The organism is Candidatus Zixiibacteriota bacterium (genome assembly GCA_035380245.1).
GTDB lineage: Bacteria > Zixibacteria > MSB-5A5 > GN15 > FEB-12 > DAOSXA01.
On the sequence record DAOSXA010000002.1, the window covers coordinates 886,298 to 906,675 of the forward strand.

Sequence of the window (20,378 nt, forward strand, 5' to 3'; positions counted from 1 at the left end):
CGGGGATCCCGGCCTGCGGGCAGATATCACGGAAGACTGTCGTCGGGCAGAAGCGCCCGATGACACCTTGTACCGCAGTCTCACAGACACAGGGGCCGACGGGGACGTCGGCCGCCCACCAACACGGTTGGATTCTTCGCGAGGTCATTCATCGGATTCAGACAGGAAAGACTCCGCGGTTATACAGGGTTGTACAAAAAAGTCAACCGCCCACAGTAACACCACCGCCCCCAGTTTTAGTTTGACTTGATCCGCCGTCTCGGTCACTTTCGCAATAGAAGGTGTGAAACATAAACTGCGAGGCAATAAGCGAATGAAATATAGATTGATGCTGCTCTCGGCGATGTTGCTGCTGACGATTATCCCCTCCGTCTCGGCGCAAAACGACAACATGGGCGGTGCACAGACCTCGCTCTACGATGTTCCCCCGCGCTGGTTGATCGACATGCCGACCGCCGGCACTTTTCCCCGCGCTTACTTTGACATCGGTTTCCGCTTCTACCCGGGCGGCGGAGCGCTGGCCAACGCCGACATCGGCTTTTTCGACCGCATGAACATGGGTATCTCCTACGGCGGCCTGAAAATTATCTCGAACGGCGACGCCGACTGGAATCCCAATATCGAATTCAGCCTCCGCTTCCGGATCGTGGACGAAATGGAAGTATTCCCCGCCATCGCGGTCGGATTCACCTCCCAGGGTTTCGGCCCCTATCATTCCGAGTTGAAACGATACGCCTATAAGTCACGCGGCTTCTACGCCGTGGCCAGCCGCAGCTTTTTCTTCTACAACTGGACCTCCGGCTGGCACGGAGGGATCAACTATTCCATGGAATACGACGGCGACGATGATAAAAGCCTGAACTTCTTCGGCGGTATCGATCTTACTTTCAAATACAACCTGGCCCTCATGATGGAATTCGACGCCGCTCTCAACGACAACAAAACCGGCCTGACAGATAATTTCGGCGGCAAGGGGCGCGGCTATCTCAACATGGGCATCAAATGGTTGTTCACCGAGAATCTCGAAATCGAGTTGTTATTGAAAGATCTGCTGGTCAATCGTCATGAATCGAGCACCTTCACACGGGCGGTCCGGCTGGTCTATATCGACCGTTTCTGATACGGATAAATAATTCGCACCAACAGAAAGGCCGTCGGTGGTAGCCGACGGCCTTTCGTGCTGTAGTTAGTTCTCTCTTTACTTACACGAGCCCGAATTTTTCCCAGCGTCCGAGGACTTCTTCGGCGAAATCCCCTACCATCCGGATAACCTTCTCTCGATATTGAATCGCCCGATTGTGATCGAATTCGGGGAAGCCTTCGTTTTCCTTGTAAAGCAGAATCGTTCCCGGCACCGGATAGACATCGGCGCCCGGACGATAGTAGTAAGCCAGACCGGGATCATAAGCCTCTTCATCGAGCAAAGCGGGATCGATAGCGTGCACCATAGCCGCTTCATCGGTTCCGGCATGCCCTCCGACATGGCCAAAAAACTCTTCCGTCATTTTCTCGCAAAGCGTCCACCAATGGACGACACAGATATTCCCCTTACGATCACGATGGAACTCGTTGGCGATTTCTTTCAACACGCCGTTATTGCCGCCGTGGCCGTTCATCAGGATGACGTTGCGAAAGCCGCTGTCGGCCATCGAGTCGAGGACATCGCGGACATACAAACCGAAATGCTCGGGCTTGATGGTCGATCCGCCCGGATAACGATAAAGCGATTTGGTAATGCCGTAATTCACGGTCGGTGCGACCAGGGCGTTGATACGTTCGGCAATGCCCTCGGCTATCGTTTCCGGTATAATGTTGTCGGTACCGAGACAAGCGGAGCCGTGACCCTCGACCGTTCCCACCGGCAGAATCACTGTTTTAATTTTCTCGGGCACCAACTCCTGAATCCTGAGCCAGTGCAACCGCTGTAGATGACGTTCCACTCAGCCTCCGTATTTGGAAAACATTCGTTCCATGGCGATTTCGGTCTCACGTGCGGTAAGATCATCGCCTTCGAAACGGTATTGATTGATGTCGCGAACCATCATTTCCAGCTCATCGGGCGTCTCCACGGCATACCAGATTTCCAGTTCCGACCAGGCCAGCCCCTTCTCGGTGAAAGCATCGGCCACTTCGCTGTAGATCGACGGTGATTTCCAGTCGAATTCGGAGAGCTTAATCCGGGGGCTGCCGGTCATGCCGATGACGTAATAACGTCCTTCGGGAGTCGGGCCGAATACGGCATCCGATTCCTTGAGCATCCTGAGTGCGGTCGCCATGGCAATGGGAGTGATGGTCGGGGTACGACTACCGACAATCAGAACATTTTTATAACCGGCCTTGAAACAATCATCGAAAAGATGCTCGACTCTTACTCCCCAACGATCTTTGTTCTGTTCGAACGCTTCAAAATTCTGCTTATATGCAGCGGCCAGATTGCCGTTGAGTTTCTTCTTCAGGTAGTCGAGAATGATTTTAACGAATCTTTTACGGTCGGGATCATCGATATAATAAAGCCTGACGTCGGCATCTTCTACTTGTAAAGCGTGGGTGATCGTATCGGTAATGAACGCCTGATGCATTATCCTCAAGTCGTCACCGCTAATCGCGCCCAGGTCCATCGATGAGCCGTCTTCGAACGGTTCCTGTACGCAGATTGCGATCACCGACGGGTTTTTCTTTTTCCGTGGCATAATACCCAGTTGTTATGGTTTCTTTTTCGGCCAATATAGGAGGCGCCCGGAAGCGAGTCAAGCGGACGCCCTAAAAAACGTCAGGGATCATCCGCTTGTTAATAATGTGTATCTATTTAATTTTCTGCAGTTCGGCAATCATATCATCGGATTCGACCACACCCTGAAGGATTCTGGCTACATTGCCGTTGGAATCGAGCAATAACACCGTTGGTAAAGAATACTGGCGTAGTCCGAAACGTTCCATGAAATCTTTCGTGATTTCGGTGTCGGCCGATTCCAGTTGGATTTTAAGCGGCACGAACCGGGCGGCTTCGCGAGCCACATCGGGATTGTTGAAAGTCTTCTTTTCGAGAACGCGGCAGTTGGCGCACCAGGTTGCCCAGGTGTCGATCAGCACCGGTTTGTGCTCGGCTTTGGCTCGCTCCAGACCGGCTTGAAGATTGTCGCTGAAAGGGATGAGATGAGTCGTTTCGTGTTGTGCCGTCGTACCCGCCGGGAGCCATTGTGATGCCGCCGGAAGAATGAATCCCCGGGTCAGCATAAGCCCGATCAGCAGGTAGCCGCCGATCAACAATGCGATCAAACCGAGGAATTTCTTTAAGCGGCCGAAGAAACCGACCTCGGCTGTCAGACGATCCAGACCACCGCCGAAAACCCCGAACGCCAGAAGTATCAGCGCCGTAACGAGTGCGGTCACGGTAGTGGGTATGATCGTACGCAGGAAATAGACGGCCATGATGATCAGGACAAAGCCAAAGAACTTCTTAACCTGCTCCATCCAATCACCGGAGTTGGGCAATTTGGAAATAGCCGACGAAAAAGTACCGATGACCACAAACAACGTTCCCAGACCGAGCGCAAAAGTGAACAACACCAGGAAGCCTATTACCGGCGAACCGGACGTTGCGACATAAAGCAGAATACCCGCGACAAACGGTCCGACACAGGGAGATACAACCAGCGCCGCAACGATTCCCAGTACGATCGCTCCGGCGACACCGCCGCCGCCACGCCGCGTACCGAGCTTCTGCCGCAAAGCCATCGGGACCTGTAACTCGTAAAGACCGAACATTGATAAAGCGAATATCACGAAAATCGCGGCAATACCTATTACTACCGGCGTGCTGGCCAGCCAGGCGCCGAATACGCCGCCCACCAGCGATACGATCAGCCCCATGATACCGTACATCATCGCCATGGAACCGACATAGAACAGCGACAGCACGAAACCGCGCCCGACCGTTCGATCCTGTCCGGCAAAAATGCTGACCGTGATCGGAATCATCGGATAAGTGCAGGGAGAAAACGAGAGCAGTAAACCGGTGATGAAAGCCAATCCCAGGGCAATGATATATCCCCAGAATCCGTATTTATCGATCAGGCGCTGGAGGTCGTTGTCGCTTGTCGGCTCAGGCGCCGCCGGCATCTCAGAGGTCTCTTGAATCGGAGCCGCTTCGATGAAAAACTGCTCGTTGGCCGCCTCGCCGTCGTTGCCGATCGGAATGGCAAGTGTCAGTTCCGCCTCTTCCGGAGCTCGGCAGGTCTTGTCGTTGCAGGGCTGATAGGTAAAATGCAACGGAACGGTCACGTCCTCGACCGCGGAGGAATCGATCGCGACTTTAAACGGAATCAGGATACGTTCGGAATAAACCGACATGTTGGTGTCGAGCAGAAACAGATCGCGCCCGACCGGGTGCACGATGCTGTGCGGTGTCGCCGCATCGGTGGAATCGAACGACAAGCGCGCCGGAATTAACCAATCCTGGTACGGTTCGGCTGAATTGACATGCCAGGGGGGCTCGATATCAACCACCGCAACGGCATCAACCGTATCTCCGGGAGCAACGGCCGTACGGGACAAATAAACCTGTACCTGCACCACGGACTCAATCGGTTCGTCCGGAGATGAGCCAAAATCTATTTGCGCCTGGGCAGGGATAAGTCCCACCAGAGATACAAATAGAAAAGTCAGAACGATACGGGCGGGATGTTTCCGGCGAGAATCTTTATTCATCGTATCCTTTCCTCTTGATTGACCGAGGTCACAACGGTCAGAACACCTGTAATACTCACGAGGTGCCCGCAGGATCCCCGGCGAAGGCATATTATACCTGAAACCGAGGAAAGTCAATTTTCAACGAAAGGGGATTATTCGGATCTATTTCTCATCCGATTTACCGCGTCCGGCTTCACGCGCCATCAGGCGCATCAGCTTCTCGGAATCGATTTTCGCGGCAATCAAATCAGCTACGCGATGAGCCAGTTCACGTGAGAATTGCTGGATAAAGGCGGTCACATCGTCCGGAGTGAGTTTCTCCAGTGTCTCCTCCCACTTGGACTCAGCGGCTGTTAACCGCTGTGATGAATGCTCGGATTCCACCAGGATCGATTCCGGTTCGTCATCGTGAAACCGCTCGACCTCTTTTTTGAACTCATCGATAAACTTGCCGACGCCATCCTGTCGCTGATTGGGTTTGACGCCGGCCGGTTTTACCGGTTCAATCTGGTTCGAAGGATCATCCCAGTTGAGTTGACCGGAGTCATCAGGGGCCGCCGGCGGAGGAGCAACGGGAGCCGGTCCCGTTTTTTTCGAATCGGCCTGCATCTCATTGACGAACCAGTTATAATCGTGCACTTGATCGATCGGATCCGGCGCCAGATTGGCGGTCGCAGCTATATTATACTGATCGATATCATCGAGAATTTCGAGCTTCTGTGAGGCTGAAAGATCCGGTTGCATTTGAGGAGTAGTCGGCTTTTGCACGATATCCGTGGCATCATCTCTTATCATTATCGACTCCACCCTTCCCGAGTCCTTCATCGCGGTATCGGTTTTGTCAACATGGAACGACTCCTGGGGAACCTTGGAGGCCTTGTTGCGACCGGTAAGGCTCGTTTTGTCCATCACTTCCGAAGACTCAACTTCAATGCGATCCAGCCCCAGAGCGGCATCTAGCAGGTCATCCCCGACCGCCGCACCCGCCAAAGGATTGGAGGTATCGGCCGCTGCGACCGGTGTCGCAGCTCCCGTGAACAATTTCACCCGATCGAGGAATTCCTGGGGATCGAACGGCACTCTCATGATCACTTCTTCCGGAAGACCTAAATCATGTTGATCGCGCTGGGCCACCACGAGCAAAGGAATACTCTGAGTCACCTGATCGGCCTGAAGTTTCTCAAAGAACGGCCGCTGATTTTTATATAAGAGGTCCGCGCCGACAATCATCAATTCCGGACGAGAAAGCCCAACCACTTCCAGGGCCTTGTCGGGATTGGAAAGTGAGATGACTTCAAAGCCGTTTTGGCGAAGAACTGTTTCGGCAACGTTGCGAACGGTATCGGATTGGTCTACCAGGAGAACTCGTTTATGCATGGCTATCTCTGGTCGTTGGCTTTCTTGTTCGACAGTTTGGACGAGGCGTCTTCGAGAAACTGGCGCTCGGCCCGGGTCAAGTTCTCGAAGCCGACTTCGTTTATTTTGTCCAGAATTTCATCGACCCGTTTCATTGTATCTTCGGCCTTTTGGCGGTTCTTCTGAAGTTTAGCCTCCTGTCGCTCGTATTTAACCCGGCGGAACCAGTTACCCAAACGCAACATCGACCAGTCCACACGAGTATAAATCAGTCCGAACAGGGCTCCTCCGGCGTGCGCCCAGTGAGCGACATAGGGTCCGCCGAAAAGAAAACCGAGGATCATCATTCCAGGTATAGCATACTTCACTTTGATGGGAAACATAAAATATATGTACAGCATGCGGTGCGGGAACATCAGCCAATAAGCCACCAGAACACCATATATAGCCGCTGAAGCTCCCACCATCGGAATAGCCTGACCACTGCGCACGATCAAGGTCAGCGCCGCACCGGCCAGACCGGCCAGGATATAGAAACGTCCGAACCGGGCCGATCCCCAGGTCTGCTCTACTTCGCTGCCGAACATCCAGAGAGCGAACATATTAAATAGAATATGTCCAAAACCGGCATGCATGAACATATAGGTAAAAACCTGGTAGATCAGATTCGGGAAATCAGAGAAAAAACGGGCCGGAGTAAGACCTAGGATACTGGTGAGAGGTGGGTAAATCAGCCATAGAACGAACATGACCGAGTTCACCACCAGCATCATCTTTATGAAGGGCGGCAGAATACCGGGGCCAATGCGGTAACTCCGCGCCCCGGGGGCTTGATTGTACTGCGAAAACCTCATTATTGCTCTGTATCGGCATCGGGACCGGCGATGTTAGCGATCCCTTCTTCTCATCGGGATCGGACTGGTCGTCGGTCTCATCTATTGCCGCTTTCTGATTACGTCTTCGGTCTCTTGTCGAGACACCACATCCGATCAGCTTTCAACCGTCACTGAACTTCGGTAATACTCTGGTTACGAATAAAAACCACAATGTTACAAAAATCACCAAAGTAATCAGGTTGTCAAGACCCATGTCTCTCCTGTTTTCGCTTTAATCCCCACTTCTGCTAATTATACATAACACATCTACAGGGTCCGTTTAAAAAGTCAATCGGTCGGATTTTCAGTAAAACACAACTGCAATGCGGGCGACACAAGGCCGCCGATTACGCGATCTATAGATAAAACCTACAACAAAGCGGCGCAGTCCTTACGGATCGCGCCGCCTGATACATTAAAAGCTTTTATCGCAGCAGCTTACGCCAACGCTCTATCCAGTCTGCTGGTAAGTTGAGCTTTCGGTACCGCCCCCACGATCTGATCGACCACCTCGCCGTTCTTGAAAATCAACAACGACGGGATCGACATGATGTTATACTTCCCAGCTGTCCGGTTGTTGGAGTCCACATCCAGCTTGGCCACCTTCAGCCGATCAGAATACTCTCCGGCGACTTCTTCCAGAATAGGGGCAATCATCTTGCATGGTCCACACCAGGTTGCCCAAAAATCAACGATAACCGGCTTATCGGACTGTATTACTTCAGCCTCGAAGCTGTCGTCGGTAACTTCTACAGGTTTGCTCATCGTTCCTCCAGATATCGGAATAAAGGTCTCTCGTTTTCTTCTTGAGTATAACAGCAAAGAGGCTAACCGGTTCCCAACGGGAGGGTTTGCCTCAGTCTGAAAAATCGGTCCAATATATAACAATGCCCATAATTGCCACAAGGATTTTCCGAGACAGCCAGGTTAGTGGATTTGATCCACAAGATCGATATCTCGGCGCACATTTCGGTTTATGCCGCCATGAGCCGCTGCGAAATTGCCTACCTGCTCGGCAAAAGCCTCAAGCCGGGTTTCTTCGCCGGAGTCACGGAGACCTTCGTAGCTGATATTCAGCCAGGGAATCGATCCCATATCAGAGGCCACTTTACCCGACAGCGAGGTTACTACCGTCCCCGGCATGCAGTTGAACGGCATGGCGTTAACAATTCCCGAGACACCCGTTTGAGCCATCTCAATCGACTTGCCGATGGACAGCAGCGCTTCCCCCTTGCAGGCGCGTGGTAAATACGGCCCGGCCAGCTTGAGTACCTGCTCCACCGGGAACTCGTGTCCGAGCGGAACCTCCCGGGTGAACGCCTTGATGATCTTGTTCTCGTGATGGTGCTGAACGATTAACTGAAGGTGACCTTTTAGCACTCCCTTAAAATCTCTTCGAATAAACGAATCACGGCGGTATTCGGCGGAGGTATACATCGGCCATTCCGTAAAGGTCGCCAGTCGCACCTCAAGGCCGAGCGCTTCGAGCTTGGTGATGAGATGGTTATTGGAGAAGCGATTGTTGCGGAGATATATCTCCCCTACCACACCGACCAGCGGCCGTGCTTCAACGGTCGTGGGAATCGCCTTAAATGCCCGGGCGCATTGGCTTGCCAGTTCTTCGAGCGGATCATCGGCAATAATGGCATTCTCCAGCCTTCGGCGCTGATCGATATAAACTTCTTCCGTTTGGCCGGGATTGATTTCGTACGGTCGCGTTTGCAGCAGTAGCTTGATCAGGCAATCCATATAAACCAGCCCTCGCCAGGCTATTGTGCGGAAGTCGGTTCCTTCGAGACCGAAACTGTCATAGCCGGTTCGGGAATTGGGAGAAAAAACCGGCACATCCTTAAACCCGAGTTCGTCGAGGATGACGCGGTGGTATTCGTTGTAAAGCCCGAATCGGCAGGGTCCATCGGCGCCGGGCATGAGGAAAATCGTCTTTTTGCGCTGGAACCCCTTTGAAAGAACCATCTTGATCATGTCGCCGGTTGTGATCACACAAGGGAAACACTCTTTGCCGGAAGTAAACTTCTTGCCGTACTCAAGTGTCTTTTCATCCGGTTCGGGCATAACTTCGGCGTTCAAACCATAGCGACACATAGCCGCCCTCATCACATGAGCATGGTCGCACATGTTGGGGATATAGATAGTGCGCTCGAACGGCCGGAAATCATCCTGCTCGATATGGAAATCCGCTATCGGCGGCTGATATTTATAAAACCTGAGTGAGTCGGCAAACGCCTCACAGCGGGTGATCAGTCCGGCATCGGCCGAATGTTCGTCCAATTCAAGCTGGAGATACGGCTTACCGGCCATTTCACGCCGGAAGAAGTGGGTAATAAACGAATCCGGACCGCATCCGAACGAGGTAATATAAACCGGGAACAGGTTCGGGGAACGACGCAGCATCCGGGCCGCTTCGAGGATACGTCGACCGTACTTCCAATACATGTAAGGGAAGTCTTCTTCGTTCTCCTTCAGACGGAAAAAATCAAGCGGGATCGCTTTGTAGCCAAGCTCGCGAATCTTTTTGGGCAACTCCAGCGACAGCTTCGGATCATAACCGTTGTAAGGCCGACTCACCACCACCATCGCCTTCTCGTCCGGGCCGATCCCGGCCAGAATACGGTCTCCTTCGGTGTGGAGTGCCTGCTTGTAGAGCTTGTAAGCTTTAATGCCGGCGTCAATGGCGCGGCGTAGTTCTTTGTCGCGGATTCCCAGATCATGCGCGAGTGGTTTGAAGCGCTGGCGCAAATCAGACACCGACTCACAAAGTGATATGGGATGAGTGATAAGCCGTGTGCCGTCGTGTACTTCGCCGAACCGGGATTTTATCTGTGAACCGATCGACTGTACGTAAGGGCAGATATAACCGGCCTTGTCCACCTCCTGTTGCTCCTCGGCCACCTTGATCATCGACGGCAGGAAAATGTAATCGACCTTTTTCTCGAACAGGTTGGCCACATGTCCGTAAACCATCTTGACCGGGTAACAGGTCTCCGCCTGGAACATTTCCAGGGCATCCTCGGTGATGCGGCGATTGGAGATATCGGAGTTGACCACCTGGAAATTAAGACTGTCGAAAAACGCCTGCCAAAACGGGTAATAATCATGGAAATGAAGCACTCGCGGAAGACCTATCCGAGCCCGCTTAGCCTTCTTCGATTTCTTGACCGGAATCCAGCGCTTGTATAGAAGTTTCTGGCGCAGCTTGACGTAATCGGGTTGTTTGTCAACGTTTGCCGTGCGGCCGACATCGTACTTCTCACAGCGGCTGCCGTAAAACAGGGGCTCTTCTCCCTCGACATCAACCCGCCTGATCTCGCATTGGTTGGAGCAATCCTCACAGCGGAAGGTCTCGATTGTATACTTACGCTTGTAAAGATCGAAACCTCGGAATTTGGTGACGAAATCGGGATTATCCAATTGCTCGACGGCCAGGATCGCTGCACCGATAGCACCGGTGACATCATGATGCGGCGGCACCGTAATCGTCTTGCCGATCAGCTTTTCGAAAGCTGCCACCACCGCCTTGTTCCAGGCCACCCCGCCCTGGAAAAAGATATGATTTCCGATACGCCGATCCCCGACCACCTTGGTCAGGTAATTCGATGCGATACTGTAGGCCAACCCGGCGGTGAGGTCATCGATCGAGGCCCCCTTACGCTGATGGGCAACCAGATCGGACTCCATGAAAACGGTACAACGTTCACCACAGCCAACCGGGCATTCCGCCTTGAGAGCCCGCTCGCCAAACTCGTTTTCGATGTGAATGTTGAGCTTTTCCGCCTGCTCCTGCAAAAACGAGCCGGTTCCGGCGGCACAGGCTTTGTTCATTTCAAAATCAATCACCGCCCGGTCGTCGATAGAGATATATTTCGAATCCTGTCCGCCGATTTCGAAAATGGTATCGACCCCGGGATCGATAGCCACGGCCGCCGTTGCCTGGGCAGTGATCTCATTGCGGACAATATCCGCCCCGACGAAGTCGCCGGTCAAATACCGACCCGATCCGGTCGTGCCCACCGCCATTACCTTGACGCGGTCACCCACTTCCCCGCCGATTTCCGCTAAACCGCGCCGAACCGCCTCAATCGGGCGGCCCTCAGTCATCAGATAGCGACGGGCAATAACGCGCTGGTCGCGGTCGATCAGAACCAGATTCGTAGAAAGCGAGCCGACATCGATCCCCAGAAACACCTCAAGACCGTCGATATCGGTCGGGCGATCAGCCAGCGTCGTATCGTAATGCTTGGTATCGGGGCAATCGAAAGAGAGTGCCTCACGAGCGGCTTCGGGACGATGGCGATATTTCAGATAGCCGGTGATTTTTTCGCGGTCAAAATCCGTTACCGGTTCACTTCGTTCGGCCGCCAGCCGAGCCGCGCCAATCGCTCCGACCACGTTGAAATACTCGGGTATAAGCAATTCTCCGGGTGCCAGGTTGAGCACTTCGGTAAACGCTCGCACCATCCCGGGATTGGCGGCCACGCCCCCTTCGAAAGCTATCGGTTTCTGGAACTGCTTGCCGCGGGCAATGGAACTCTTGAAATTACGCGCCACCGCGAAACAGAGTCCCGCCACGATATCGTAATCGGGAGTTGCGATCTGCTGAAGATGGATCATGTCGGACTTGGCAAAAACCGAGCAACGTCCGGCTATCCGAGGGGGGTTCTTGGACTTAAGCGCCAATTCCCCGAACTCCCCTTCGATACTGATCTTAAGTCGCCCGGCCTGCTGGTCCAGAAAAGAACCGGTCCCAGCGGCGCATTGGGCGTTCATAGCGAAATCAACCACTACCTGCTGGTCGGGATCAAGAATCAGCAGCTTGGAGTCCTCGCCCCCCATTTCAATAACCGTGCGAATTTTGGGAGCAATCAGATAGTTCCCGGCCGCCAAAGAAGCAATTTCGCCGTAAAAATCCCCGCCAAGGATACTCTGCGCGGTTTTTCCGCCAATTCCGGTCATTCCCAATCGAAATGGCTGACCGGCTATATTTCCGTCGATCTCCTTCAGAAGATCGTACAGGACCTCGAACGGACTACCGCTGAAACGGCGATAAGCCGTTGTTACCAATCGGTCACAGTCCACAACCGCCAGTTTGACCGAAACCGACCCTATGTCAATGCCTAATGATATCATACTCCTACCCATGCAACGATAAAGAAACCGGCTGTCAGGCATAACGCAAGTATAATCCTGTCCTGACTGGATTAACGCGGTTTTCCGTTGGCTTCCACCATTCGGCCCTATATATTGGGCCTTTGTTTTTGGGAAAGTTATTCCATGCGTTTAGTTATACAGAGAACTGCGGGCGTCAAACTGCGGATCGAAGGCCGTCCACACAGCGAATGCGGGCCGGGGCTGCTGATCCTTTTCGGCTCGCGTAGCGGCGATACGGAGAAATCATGCGCCTGGCTGGCCGACAAAGCTGTGAATCTTCGCATTTTCGAGGATGACCAGGGCAAAATGAACCTTTCGGCTCTGGATTTAAAAGCCGAGGTGATGATTGTATCGCAGTTCACTCTCTACGCCGACTGTCGCAAGGGGCGCCGCCCGAGCTACAACCATGCCCAGGAACCGGTTGAAGCGGAACGGCTGTATGATATTTTCGTGGATCAGGTTAAGGAATCCGGACTCAACGTCGCTACCGGCGTTTTCGGGGCGATGATGGAAGTCGAGTTCACCAACATGGGACCGGTAACAGTGATTGTGGACCATGACCTCTAAATCGATCATTCAACTGGCATCGCTCCGTCCGCTTATCCTCGGCTCCGGTTCGCCCCGAAGATTCCGTCTATTGACTGAAGCCGGAGTAACCTTTACACGCATCGTCCCCCAAACCGAAGAAGCCATGAAACCCAACGAGGCCCCCTATGCGTATGCCGAGCGGCTAGCCGGGGAAAAAGCACTCGAGGTCTCCCGGGAAAACGCGAATAGCGCAGTGGTTTTAGGATGCGATACGATTGTTGTCCTCAACGGCGAGGTTCTGGGCAAACCCGAGAACGAACAGGAAGCCTTCGAGATCCTGTCACGCCTGTCGGGGCAAACTCATGTCGTTTGTACCGCGATTGCCTTGGCGGTAGACGGGAAATTAACAATGTCCGGCTACGAACTGACCGAGGTTCATTTCAACTCCGTTACCTCCAAACAGATTCGCGAGTATATCACCTCCGGAGAGCCAATGGACAAGGCGGGAGCCTACGGCATTCAAGGCATGGGGGCCTTTTTAGTTGACTATATAGAGGGGAATTTGGATAATGTCATCGGCTTGCCGGGCAAGCTATTAGATGAGTTGGCCGCCCGCTTGCTGAGCACCATTTCAAGGGACTGATCACGATCGATGAGTGAATTACATATAAAACTGGGGGCGTTACTCAAGCTCGAACGAGAACGTCAGGACCGAGACCTTGAGGATGTCGCCGCCAATCTGAACATGGCCCCCTCGACACTGGAAGCGATCGAGGCGGGTGACCCCAGCAGCTCTCCTTCGGAGTTGTATTTCGAACTTTTCACCAAGTCATACGCCCAGTTACTGGGAATCGACTACAGTGCAACGGTAGATGCGATAAAAGAAGAAATAGGACCGGAACTACCACCGGCTCTTCCGGATAAAGGCGACAAACATCCCCCCGGAAACAAACGCCAGGCAAAACCGGTCGAAGAGGAAGAAGACACGAAAGATAGTGACTCACATCTCGTCAAGAAGCTGCTCTATTTTGTGGGGGCAATCATTATTGTCTTCTTGCTTTTCCTGATCCTTACCAAATGGGTTTTTTCCGGCAACGACGGAAACAACAATGAACCGGCTGTCGATGATACCGAGAGTTCTGCCGAGGTTGACATTACCAACGACGAAGCGGCCGCGTCAACCGCAGAGGGGTACGACTGGGGCGTTCCTGATTACACCCCCCCGGCCGGTCTTGCCTTGGTGCTCAAACCGCACAATGAAAGTTGGTCAACCATCGTAGCCGACGGCGACACGGTGCTTTATCGTACTCTCTACCCCGGTCGCACTTATGACGTGTCAGCCAAATATCGACTCAATGTCTCCATCGGGATCCCTTCGGCGGTCGATGTTTTTCTGAACGATCAGGAAGTAAACCTGCGCAATCCGGAGACGGGTCGTATTCACGACATCAATATCGATCGTTTGAACCTGGAAGAAATCATGGCGCGTGAACTGCCGCAAAAGCGGAGCCGGCCGCGTCCGCAGTTAACCGAAACCAGTGTCGACAACCAGTCGGCGCCGACCGAAGACAGTACCGTTAAAGACGAATAGAAAAATGAGCCTGAAGAGTTTCATCGGCAGGATGACCCTGCAGCGACGCGTGAAGAAAATGGAACCACCCACGCTGGAGTTCCCCGCTTCGCTGCAACGGGTAAAACGGATTCTCGTTTGCCTGCCGGGAGGTCTTCGTGAGCTGACCCTGATGAAACAATTCCTGCCGGTGATCAAAGATATTTTTCGACCGGCACAGATCACCCTCATGTCGCTTCCCGGCGCCACCATCAACGACATTTATCCGCGTCAGGGATTCCAGATTCTGTCGCCGACACTGGACCAGTCAACCTGGACTGGTTTGCCCAAAGCGGGCTATATCAAGATACTGCGCGACTATAAATTCGACATGGTGCTCGACATGGGGCTGAGCCCGAATCCGTTCACGTCCGGAATTCTCCTGAGCTTTCCGGACGCCGTTCGCGTCGGGCGCGGAAATCATCTCGGTCAGCCTTATTACAATCTCGAAATAAAAACCAAGTATCTCCGCGATGAACGCAACATCTACAAGTCGTTGCTCACCATATTGGGAGCGATGAAGGAATCTACGGCGGCGATGCCCGGTAATAACTAAACGGCATGGAGCTACAGTGTATCTAAAGCGTCTGGATCTGTTAGGATTCAAATCATTCGCCATTAAAACCGCAGTTCATTTCTCCAGTGGCATCACGGCCATCGTCGGACCGAACGGCTGCGGTAAAACCAATATCCTCGATTCCCTCCGCTGGGTGCTTGGCGAGCAGAAAGTGACTCTGCTCCGAGGCAGCAAGATGGAGGAAGTGATTTTTAACGGAACCAGCGAAATGAAACCGCTGGGCATGTCCGAGGTTACCCTCACCCTCGTGAACAACCGGGGTGTCCTCCCGACCGAGTACACCGAAGTGCAGGTGACTCGACGGCTGTTCCGCTCAGGTGAGTCGGAATACCTGCTCAACAAAGTGCCCTGTCGTCTCAAGGATATTCATGAACTGTTTTTCGACACCGGCATGGGAGCACATTCTTATTCGGTGATTCAGCAGGACATGATCGAGGCGGTAATTTCGGACAAGGCCGAGGAACGTCGCTTCCTTTTCGAAGAGGCCGCCGGAATTACGAAATACAAACAGCGCAAACGAGCCGCTCTGCGCAAGCTCGAATCCACTGAAGGCGACCTGCTTCGTCTGAAAGACATCTACTCCGAGGTCCAGACGCAGGTGCGATCACTCAATCGCCAGCAGAAAAAAGCATCGCGCTATCAGATGATATCTCAGGAGATCAAAGACTGGGAATTGTATCTCGGATCGCGACGAATAAAACAAATCGAGCGGGAACGTCGCGAGCTGCAGGCCCAGCTCGATGACCTCAGCACTCGTCGCGCCAATAAAGAAACGGCGCTCAGCAAAATAGCCTCGATGCTCGAAGCCGACCGCAAGGAACAGGTCGATCTCGAACATGAACTGACCGGAATCGGCAACGAAATTTATCAGATATCGGAACGCGCCCACTCGCTCGAACGCGAGGTCACCATTCTGGTCGAGAAGCGCTCCAACGCTCGCAAGCTGATCGAACGCAACCAGCAGGAAATCCAGGCCCTGCACAATCGCCGACAAATTCTCGGCGAACAGACCAAGGAAGCCGAGATCGAACTGGAAGAACAACGCGCCCAGGTCGAACAACTTAACGTCGAGCTGGAAAAAGCTCAATCGTTGCAAGCGGAAGCAGACCGACAATTGCTGGCGGCACGCTCCTCCAAAGAAGCCGAGAACAAGACCCTGATCGAACTGGAGGGGAAGTTATCTTCGGGCAAAACCGAGGAAGACAACCTGCGTCAACAGGAAGAGGAGTTCAGCGAACGCATTGCCGATCTGACTCGTCAACTCGAAAACGCCTCCGAACAGAAGATTGAGATTTCCACGCTGCTTAAAACGGCCGACGAACGACTGGAAGAGTTAAAGCGACAGAAAGCGGAAGCCGAGACGGAACGTCACAATCTGCTGAAGCAGATCGAGGACGCCGTCGAGCAATCCGAAAGCCTGGCGCTTGAGATATCCAACACCGGCGCGGCCATTGAGGCTTGTGAAGCACGCAAGTCTTTACTCGAAGACATGATCGTGCACTTCGAGGGATACAGCTCGGGCGTGGTCTCGGTCATGGAAATGAACGACCGCTGGCCGGGTATCGTTGGAACCGTGGCGGACAAATTCACCCCCGACGACGGTTATGCCATAGCGGTCGAGGCCGCCCTGGGCGAACTGGCCGGTTATCTGATTTGCCGTGATCGCCGCACCGCCGAGGAAATCGTCGCGCATCTTAAGCAGGAAAAACAGGGACGGATCGGTATCGTCGTACCGGACAGCGGCGCTTTCAATCCCGTCGTCAAACGCCCTGAGATCAACGCCGAAGGTTTCATCGGCTGGCTCGACAACTATGTCTCTGCCGACACCGACCTCAAACCACTCATGCAGGCAATCCTGTCCCGGGTAGCAGTGTTCGATAGCAGTGTCAATCCCGATCAAATTCTAAGTCATCTCCCCTACGGCTTCAGCGCCGTGTCGGCCGACGGCACCGTCTACCGGCAGAACGTGATCAGCGGTGGTTCTGAAGATACCCTGCCTTTGTTCCGCCGTCGTGAGAAGTTATCCGAGCAGGAAAGCCAGATCGAGGAATTGAGTAAGACCTTAACATCGCTCAAACACGATAAAGACCAACTGGCCGCATCACAGGCAGCCGACCGGGCGGCCTCGGTGCAACTGGCGGCAAAGATAGAATCACTGGCGGAAGAAGTTGCCGAGGCTGCGGACGAACGCACCGCCCTGCAATACAAACTGACCAGCCTGACCGAAGAAAGCACCCGACTCGAACGAGAGAAGAAGCAGGCAAACGACCGCCTGGAACAGATTCGTAATCGCCAGTACAGCCTGAAACTCGATTTTAACCAACTGGCCAATCGTAAAGAGAATCTGGTGCGCGGCATGAACCAGACCGACGACGATCTGCAGTCGCTCGAGGACCACGCCGGACAGGCGATGGAGCAGCTTTCGCGGATTCAGATTCAGACTGTGGAATCGCGCAGTCGCTCGGAACAAATCGAAAGTAAGATTCGTCATACGAACGAGCTGCGGCAGGAAATTTCAAACACCGCTACCGCCAAGGAAACGGAAATTACCCAGGCCGAGACCGACATCGAAACCTGCGGACAACGCATTACTGAGTTGGAAACGGAGTTGAAACAGGTATTTTCATCCCGTTCCGAGGCGAACGAACGCCAGGGGAGCCTTCGCACCACTCAGGCCGATATCCTCAACCGCGTCGACGATCGTGAAACGCAACTCAAGACGATCCGCTCCGAACGGGAATCTATCGCCGATCAAAGTCACCAGATGGAAATGCGGGTGAACACCCTGCGCTCCGAGATCACTTCCCTGACCGAGCGTATCAACGATGAATACGATCTCGATATCGGCAGCTACGAAGCCAACCGTCCGGATGAAAACATGGACGACGAACAGGCCCGCGCCAACCTGCGCGAGTTGAAGGAACGTCTTAAAAACTTCGGTGCGGTCAACCTTCTGGCTCTCGAAGAATACCAGACAGCGGTCGAGCGGGAATCGTTCCTCAAGGAGCAACTCGATGACCTCACTCAGGCTAAAGATGATCTGCAATCGACGATAACGAAAATCAATCGGACGGCTCGACAGCTTTTCCAGGAGACTTTCACCCAGGTTAAAACGAACTTCCAGAAACTGTTCGTTGACCTGTTTACCGGCGGCGAAGCCGATATCATGCTCGAAGACCCGAGCGATCCGCTCGAATCCGATATTCACATCATTGCCCGTCCGCGCGGCAAGAAACTCTTGTCGATTACCATGATGTCCGGCGGTGAACGCGCTCTGACCGCTATTGCGCTGCTTTTCTCGCTTTACCTGGTCAAGCCCTCGCCGTTCTGCATTCTGGACGAAATCGATGCTCCGCTGGACGATGCCAACTGCAAGCGCTTCCTGAACATCATCGATCGTTTCTCCGACCGCACGCAGTTCATCATCATTACTCACAACAAGATCACGATGGAAAAGGCTCAGAACCTCTACGGCGTCACGATGGAAAAAGCCGGCGTCTCCAAGCTGGTAGCGGTGAAATTCACCGATATCGCCGAAGGTGAAAGCTCCGAACAGGTGGTGGCGTCACCGAACGAAGAAGAAATCGCTTCGTTGCGCGAAGGCATTGCCGCGGACATTCCTTCACCGGAACCCGAGACAGAAGTTGCCCCGCGTTCGGAACCGGACATTCCCGACAATATAGCCGAACGGCTCAACGCCAACGTTACGATCAGTGATGAATCCGACGAAGAGGACCAGGCCTGATAATTACCTGCCATGTTTAGTGCCTTTGAAAAACTCAAGAAATCGCTGACCAGAACCAAGGACAGCATTGTGGGCAAAATTGCCCGGGTAGTCGGTCGGCGTAAATTGGACGATGACCTGCTCGACGAAATCGAGGAAATCCTGATCGAGGCGGATGTCGGCGTTCAGGCTACGATGCGCTTAATCGAGAACATCAAGGAAAAAGCCAAAGAGCAGAAGATTACCGAAGGCGACCAGGTGATGGGCCTTTTGTCCGAAGAGATTCGCGCTATCCTGACCAATCGCTCCGACGAAAAGAAAACGACGACCTCCGGCAAACCCGAGATCTGGCTGATAGTCGGCGTCAACGGCGTCGGTAAAACGACCACCATCGGAAAACTGGCGACGTTGTTCGCATCGGAAGGCAAAAAAACCATTATTGCCGCCTGTGATACTTTCCGGGCCGCCGCTATCGAGCAGGTAGCAATCTGGGCCGACCGTTCAGGAGTCGAGATTGTCCGGGCACAGTCCGGGTCGGATCCGGCCGCAGTGGCTTTCGACGCCGCCAAAGCAGCCGTCGCTCGCAACGCCGATATTCTCCTGGTCGATACCGCCGGAAGACTGCACACCAAGGCCAACCTGATGGAAGAGCTCAAAAAGATACGCCGCGTGGTCGAAAAAGCCGCCCCGGAAGCCGCCATTCTGAGCAAACTCATCATTGACGGCTCCACCGGCCAGAATGCCCTCTCGCAGGTCAAAGTCTTCACCGACGCGGTCGGTTGCGACGGGATTATCGTCACCAAACTCGACGGCACCGCCAAAGGCGGCATCATGATCGCCGTGGCCGAAGAACTCGGCGTTCCGGTCGATTTCATCGGGATCGGCGAGGGGCAGCAGGATATGCAACGGTTTGACCCGAAACAATTCGCCGAGGCGCTGCTGGCATGATCGAGACGTTGACCATAAGCACCTCACAACGTGAGGAAATGGTCGACATAACCACCCGGGTACAACAACTGGTCGATAAAAGCGGCATAGAGTCCGGTCTTGTCGTTTGTTTTGTCCCTCATACGACAGCAGCGGTTACGATCAATGAGGGCGCCGACCCCGACGTTCGCCGCGACATCCTCTATAAACTCAACAAGGAGATTCCTCAACGTGACGGTTATCATCACGGCGAGGGCAACTCCGACGCCCATATCAAATCTTCGCTTTTCGGCGCTTCAGAACAGGTGTTGATCGAGAACGGCCGACTGGTTCTCGGGACTTGGCAAGCGATCTACTTCTGCGAATTCGACGGCCCCCGTCAGCGCCGCATGATCGTAAGGATAACCGCTCTTGGTTAAAATAGAGATCATAGCGGTCGGCAAAGATAAGGATCGCTGGGTTTCCGAAGGCGCAGCTCATTTCGAAAAACTCCTTGGTAAATTCGCCCGGATCGAATGGATCACCATCACCGCCGAAAAGGGCAAAAGCCTCTCCCCGGCCCAGATTAAAAAGGCCGAAGCAGCCCGTCTACTCGGCAAAATCGACAAAGGCTTGATTATCGCCCTGCATGATCGCGGAACCAAACTCGACTCGATGCAATTAGCCGCTAAGCTGGAGCGTTGGCTGGGGCAATGCAATGGTCGGATCGTGTTCGTTATCGGTGGGGCTTTCGGTTTAGACGAAACGGTACTCAACAGGGCGGACATGATGTTGTCGCTCTCTCGTCTGACTTTCTCCCATCAGGTCGTGCGTATCGTGCTCATGGAACAGCTCTATCGGGCCTTTTCGATTCTCTACGGCAGCGACTACCACAAATAACGAATCTCCCCCAAAGAAAAGCGCCCGACCTTGCAGGCCGGGCGCCGT

Annotated in this window: 16 protein-coding genes; 9 read left to right on the top strand and 7 right to left on the bottom strand. The window is 53.6% G+C overall.

From position 1 onward, the window contains the following. Window positions 1-313 precede the first annotated feature (313 nt). The gene (locus tag PLF13_08865; protein HOP07387.1) at window positions 314-1,120 is read left to right on the top strand and encodes a hypothetical protein; all 807 of its coding nucleotides are present in this window, start codon (window positions 314-316) and stop codon (window positions 1,118-1,120) included. A gap of 82 nt (window positions 1,121-1,202) precedes the next feature. Here the strand turns inward: PLF13_08865 and PLF13_08870 are convergent, their stop codons facing one another. From PLF13_08870 to PLF13_08900, 7 genes are all read right to left on the bottom strand, one after another. Further along, complete coding sequence (locus PLF13_08870; protein ID HOP07388.1) at window positions 1,203-1,940, bottom strand: creatininase family protein; 738 nt, start codon at window positions 1,938-1,940, stop codon at window positions 1,203-1,205. Continuing rightward, entirely contained in the window at window positions 1,941-2,690 is a 750-nt protein-coding gene (locus PLF13_08875) for a DUF2064 domain-containing protein (GenBank protein HOP07389.1), read from the bottom strand. A gap of 112 nt (window positions 2,691-2,802) precedes the next feature. Beyond that, entirely contained in the window at window positions 2,803-4,707 is a 1,905-nt protein-coding gene (locus PLF13_08880; protein HOP07390.1) for a cytochrome c biogenesis protein CcdA, read from the bottom strand. A gap of 144 nt (window positions 4,708-4,851) precedes the next feature. Further along, window positions 4,852-6,066 (bottom strand): hypothetical protein, encoded by a 1,215-nt coding sequence (locus tag PLF13_08885; protein HOP07391.1) that lies wholly within the window; start codon window positions 6,064-6,066, stop codon window positions 4,852-4,854. A gap of 2 nt (window positions 6,067-6,068) precedes the next feature. After that, window positions 6,069-6,899 (bottom strand): rhomboid family intramembrane serine protease, encoded by an 831-nt coding sequence (locus PLF13_08890; protein HOP07392.1) that lies wholly within the window; start codon window positions 6,897-6,899, stop codon window positions 6,069-6,071. Window positions 6,900-7,358: 459 nt separating this feature from the next. Then, the gene (gene trxA / locus PLF13_08895) at window positions 7,359-7,685 is read right to left on the bottom strand and encodes a thioredoxin (protein HOP07393.1); all 327 of its coding nucleotides are present in this window, start codon (window positions 7,683-7,685) and stop codon (window positions 7,359-7,361) included. Between the two features lie 162 nt (window positions 7,686-7,847). Then, window positions 7,848-12,065: an acyl-CoA dehydratase activase gene (locus tag PLF13_08900; protein ID HOP07394.1), complete on the bottom strand. Its 4,218-nt coding sequence runs from the start codon at window positions 12,063-12,065 to the stop codon at window positions 7,848-7,850. Window positions 12,066-12,209: 144 nt separating this feature from the next. Here PLF13_08900 and dtd point away from each other — a divergent pair, with 144 nt between their 5' ends. From dtd to PLF13_08940, 8 genes are read left to right on the top strand one after another with little or no spacing between them, the layout of a single operon-like run. Continuing rightward, on the top strand, window positions 12,210-12,653 hold the full coding sequence (gene dtd / locus PLF13_08905) for a D-aminoacyl-tRNA deacylase (GenBank protein HOP07395.1): 444 nt from the start codon (window positions 12,210-12,212) through the stop codon (window positions 12,651-12,653). Next, entirely contained in the window at window positions 12,643-13,257 is a 615-nt protein-coding gene (locus PLF13_08910) for a Maf family protein (protein ID HOP07396.1), read from the top strand. Before dtd ends, PLF13_08910 begins: the two co-directional genes overlap by 11 nt. A 9-nt stretch (window positions 13,258-13,266) precedes the next feature. Further along, window positions 13,267-14,205, top strand: coding sequence for a DUF4115 domain-containing protein (locus PLF13_08915; GenBank protein ID HOP07397.1), 939 nt, complete (start codon window positions 13,267-13,269; stop codon window positions 14,203-14,205). A gap of 4 nt (window positions 14,206-14,209) precedes the next feature. Beyond that, complete coding sequence (locus tag PLF13_08920; protein ID HOP07398.1) at window positions 14,210-14,779, top strand: hypothetical protein; 570 nt, start codon at window positions 14,210-14,212, stop codon at window positions 14,777-14,779. A gap of 16 nt (window positions 14,780-14,795) precedes the next feature. After that, a complete protein-coding gene (smc, locus tag PLF13_08925) occupies window positions 14,796-18,545 on the top strand; it encodes a chromosome segregation protein SMC (protein ID HOP07399.1) in 3,750 nt (1,249 codons plus the stop codon). Between the two features lie 12 nt (window positions 18,546-18,557). Continuing rightward, a complete protein-coding gene (gene ftsY, locus PLF13_08930; protein ID HOP07400.1) occupies window positions 18,558-19,472 on the top strand; it encodes a signal recognition particle-docking protein FtsY in 915 nt (304 codons plus the stop codon). Beyond that, complete coding sequence (locus tag PLF13_08935) at window positions 19,469-19,870, top strand: secondary thiamine-phosphate synthase enzyme YjbQ (GenBank protein ID HOP07401.1); 402 nt, start codon at window positions 19,469-19,471, stop codon at window positions 19,868-19,870. Before ftsY ends, PLF13_08935 begins: the two co-directional genes overlap by 4 nt. Next, a complete protein-coding gene (locus PLF13_08940; protein HOP07402.1) occupies window positions 19,863-20,330 on the top strand; it encodes a 23S rRNA (pseudouridine(1915)-N(3))-methyltransferase RlmH in 468 nt (155 codons plus the stop codon). Before PLF13_08935 ends, PLF13_08940 begins: the two co-directional genes overlap by 8 nt. Window positions 20,331-20,378 lie beyond the last annotated feature (48 nt).

Coding starts and splice junctions, on each gene's coding strand:
- PLF13_08865 (HOP07387.1), top strand. CDS start 314: ATGAAATATAGATTGATGCTGCTCTCGGCGATGTTGCTGCTGACGATT.
- PLF13_08875 (HOP07389.1), bottom strand. CDS start 2,690: ATGCCACGGAAAAAGAAAAACCCGTCGGTGATCGCAATCTGCGTACAG.
- PLF13_08880 (HOP07390.1), bottom strand. CDS start 4,707: ATGAATAAAGATTCTCGCCGGAAACATCCCGCCCGTATCGTTCTGACT.
- PLF13_08885 (HOP07391.1), bottom strand. CDS start 6,066: ATGCATAAACGAGTTCTCCTGGTAGACCAATCCGATACCGTTCGCAAC.
- PLF13_08890 (HOP07392.1), bottom strand. CDS start 6,899: ATGAGGTTTTCGCAGTACAATCAAGCCCCCGGGGCGCGGAGTTACCGC.
- trxA (HOP07393.1), bottom strand. CDS start 7,685: ATGAGCAAACCTGTAGAAGTTACCGACGACAGCTTCGAGGCTGAAGTA.
- PLF13_08900 (HOP07394.1), bottom strand. CDS start 12,065: ATGATATCATTAGGCATTGACATAGGGTCGGTTTCGGTCAAACTGGCG.
- dtd (HOP07395.1), top strand. CDS start 12,210: ATGCGTTTAGTTATACAGAGAACTGCGGGCGTCAAACTGCGGATCGAA.
- PLF13_08910 (HOP07396.1), top strand. CDS start 12,643: ATGACCTCTAAATCGATCATTCAACTGGCATCGCTCCGTCCGCTTATC.
- PLF13_08915 (HOP07397.1), top strand. CDS start 13,267: ATGAGTGAATTACATATAAAACTGGGGGCGTTACTCAAGCTCGAACGA.
- PLF13_08920 (HOP07398.1), top strand. CDS start 14,210: ATGAGCCTGAAGAGTTTCATCGGCAGGATGACCCTGCAGCGACGCGTG.
- ftsY (HOP07400.1), top strand. CDS start 18,558: ATGTTTAGTGCCTTTGAAAAACTCAAGAAATCGCTGACCAGAACCAAG.
- PLF13_08935 (HOP07401.1), top strand. CDS start 19,469: ATGATCGAGACGTTGACCATAAGCACCTCACAACGTGAGGAAATGGTC.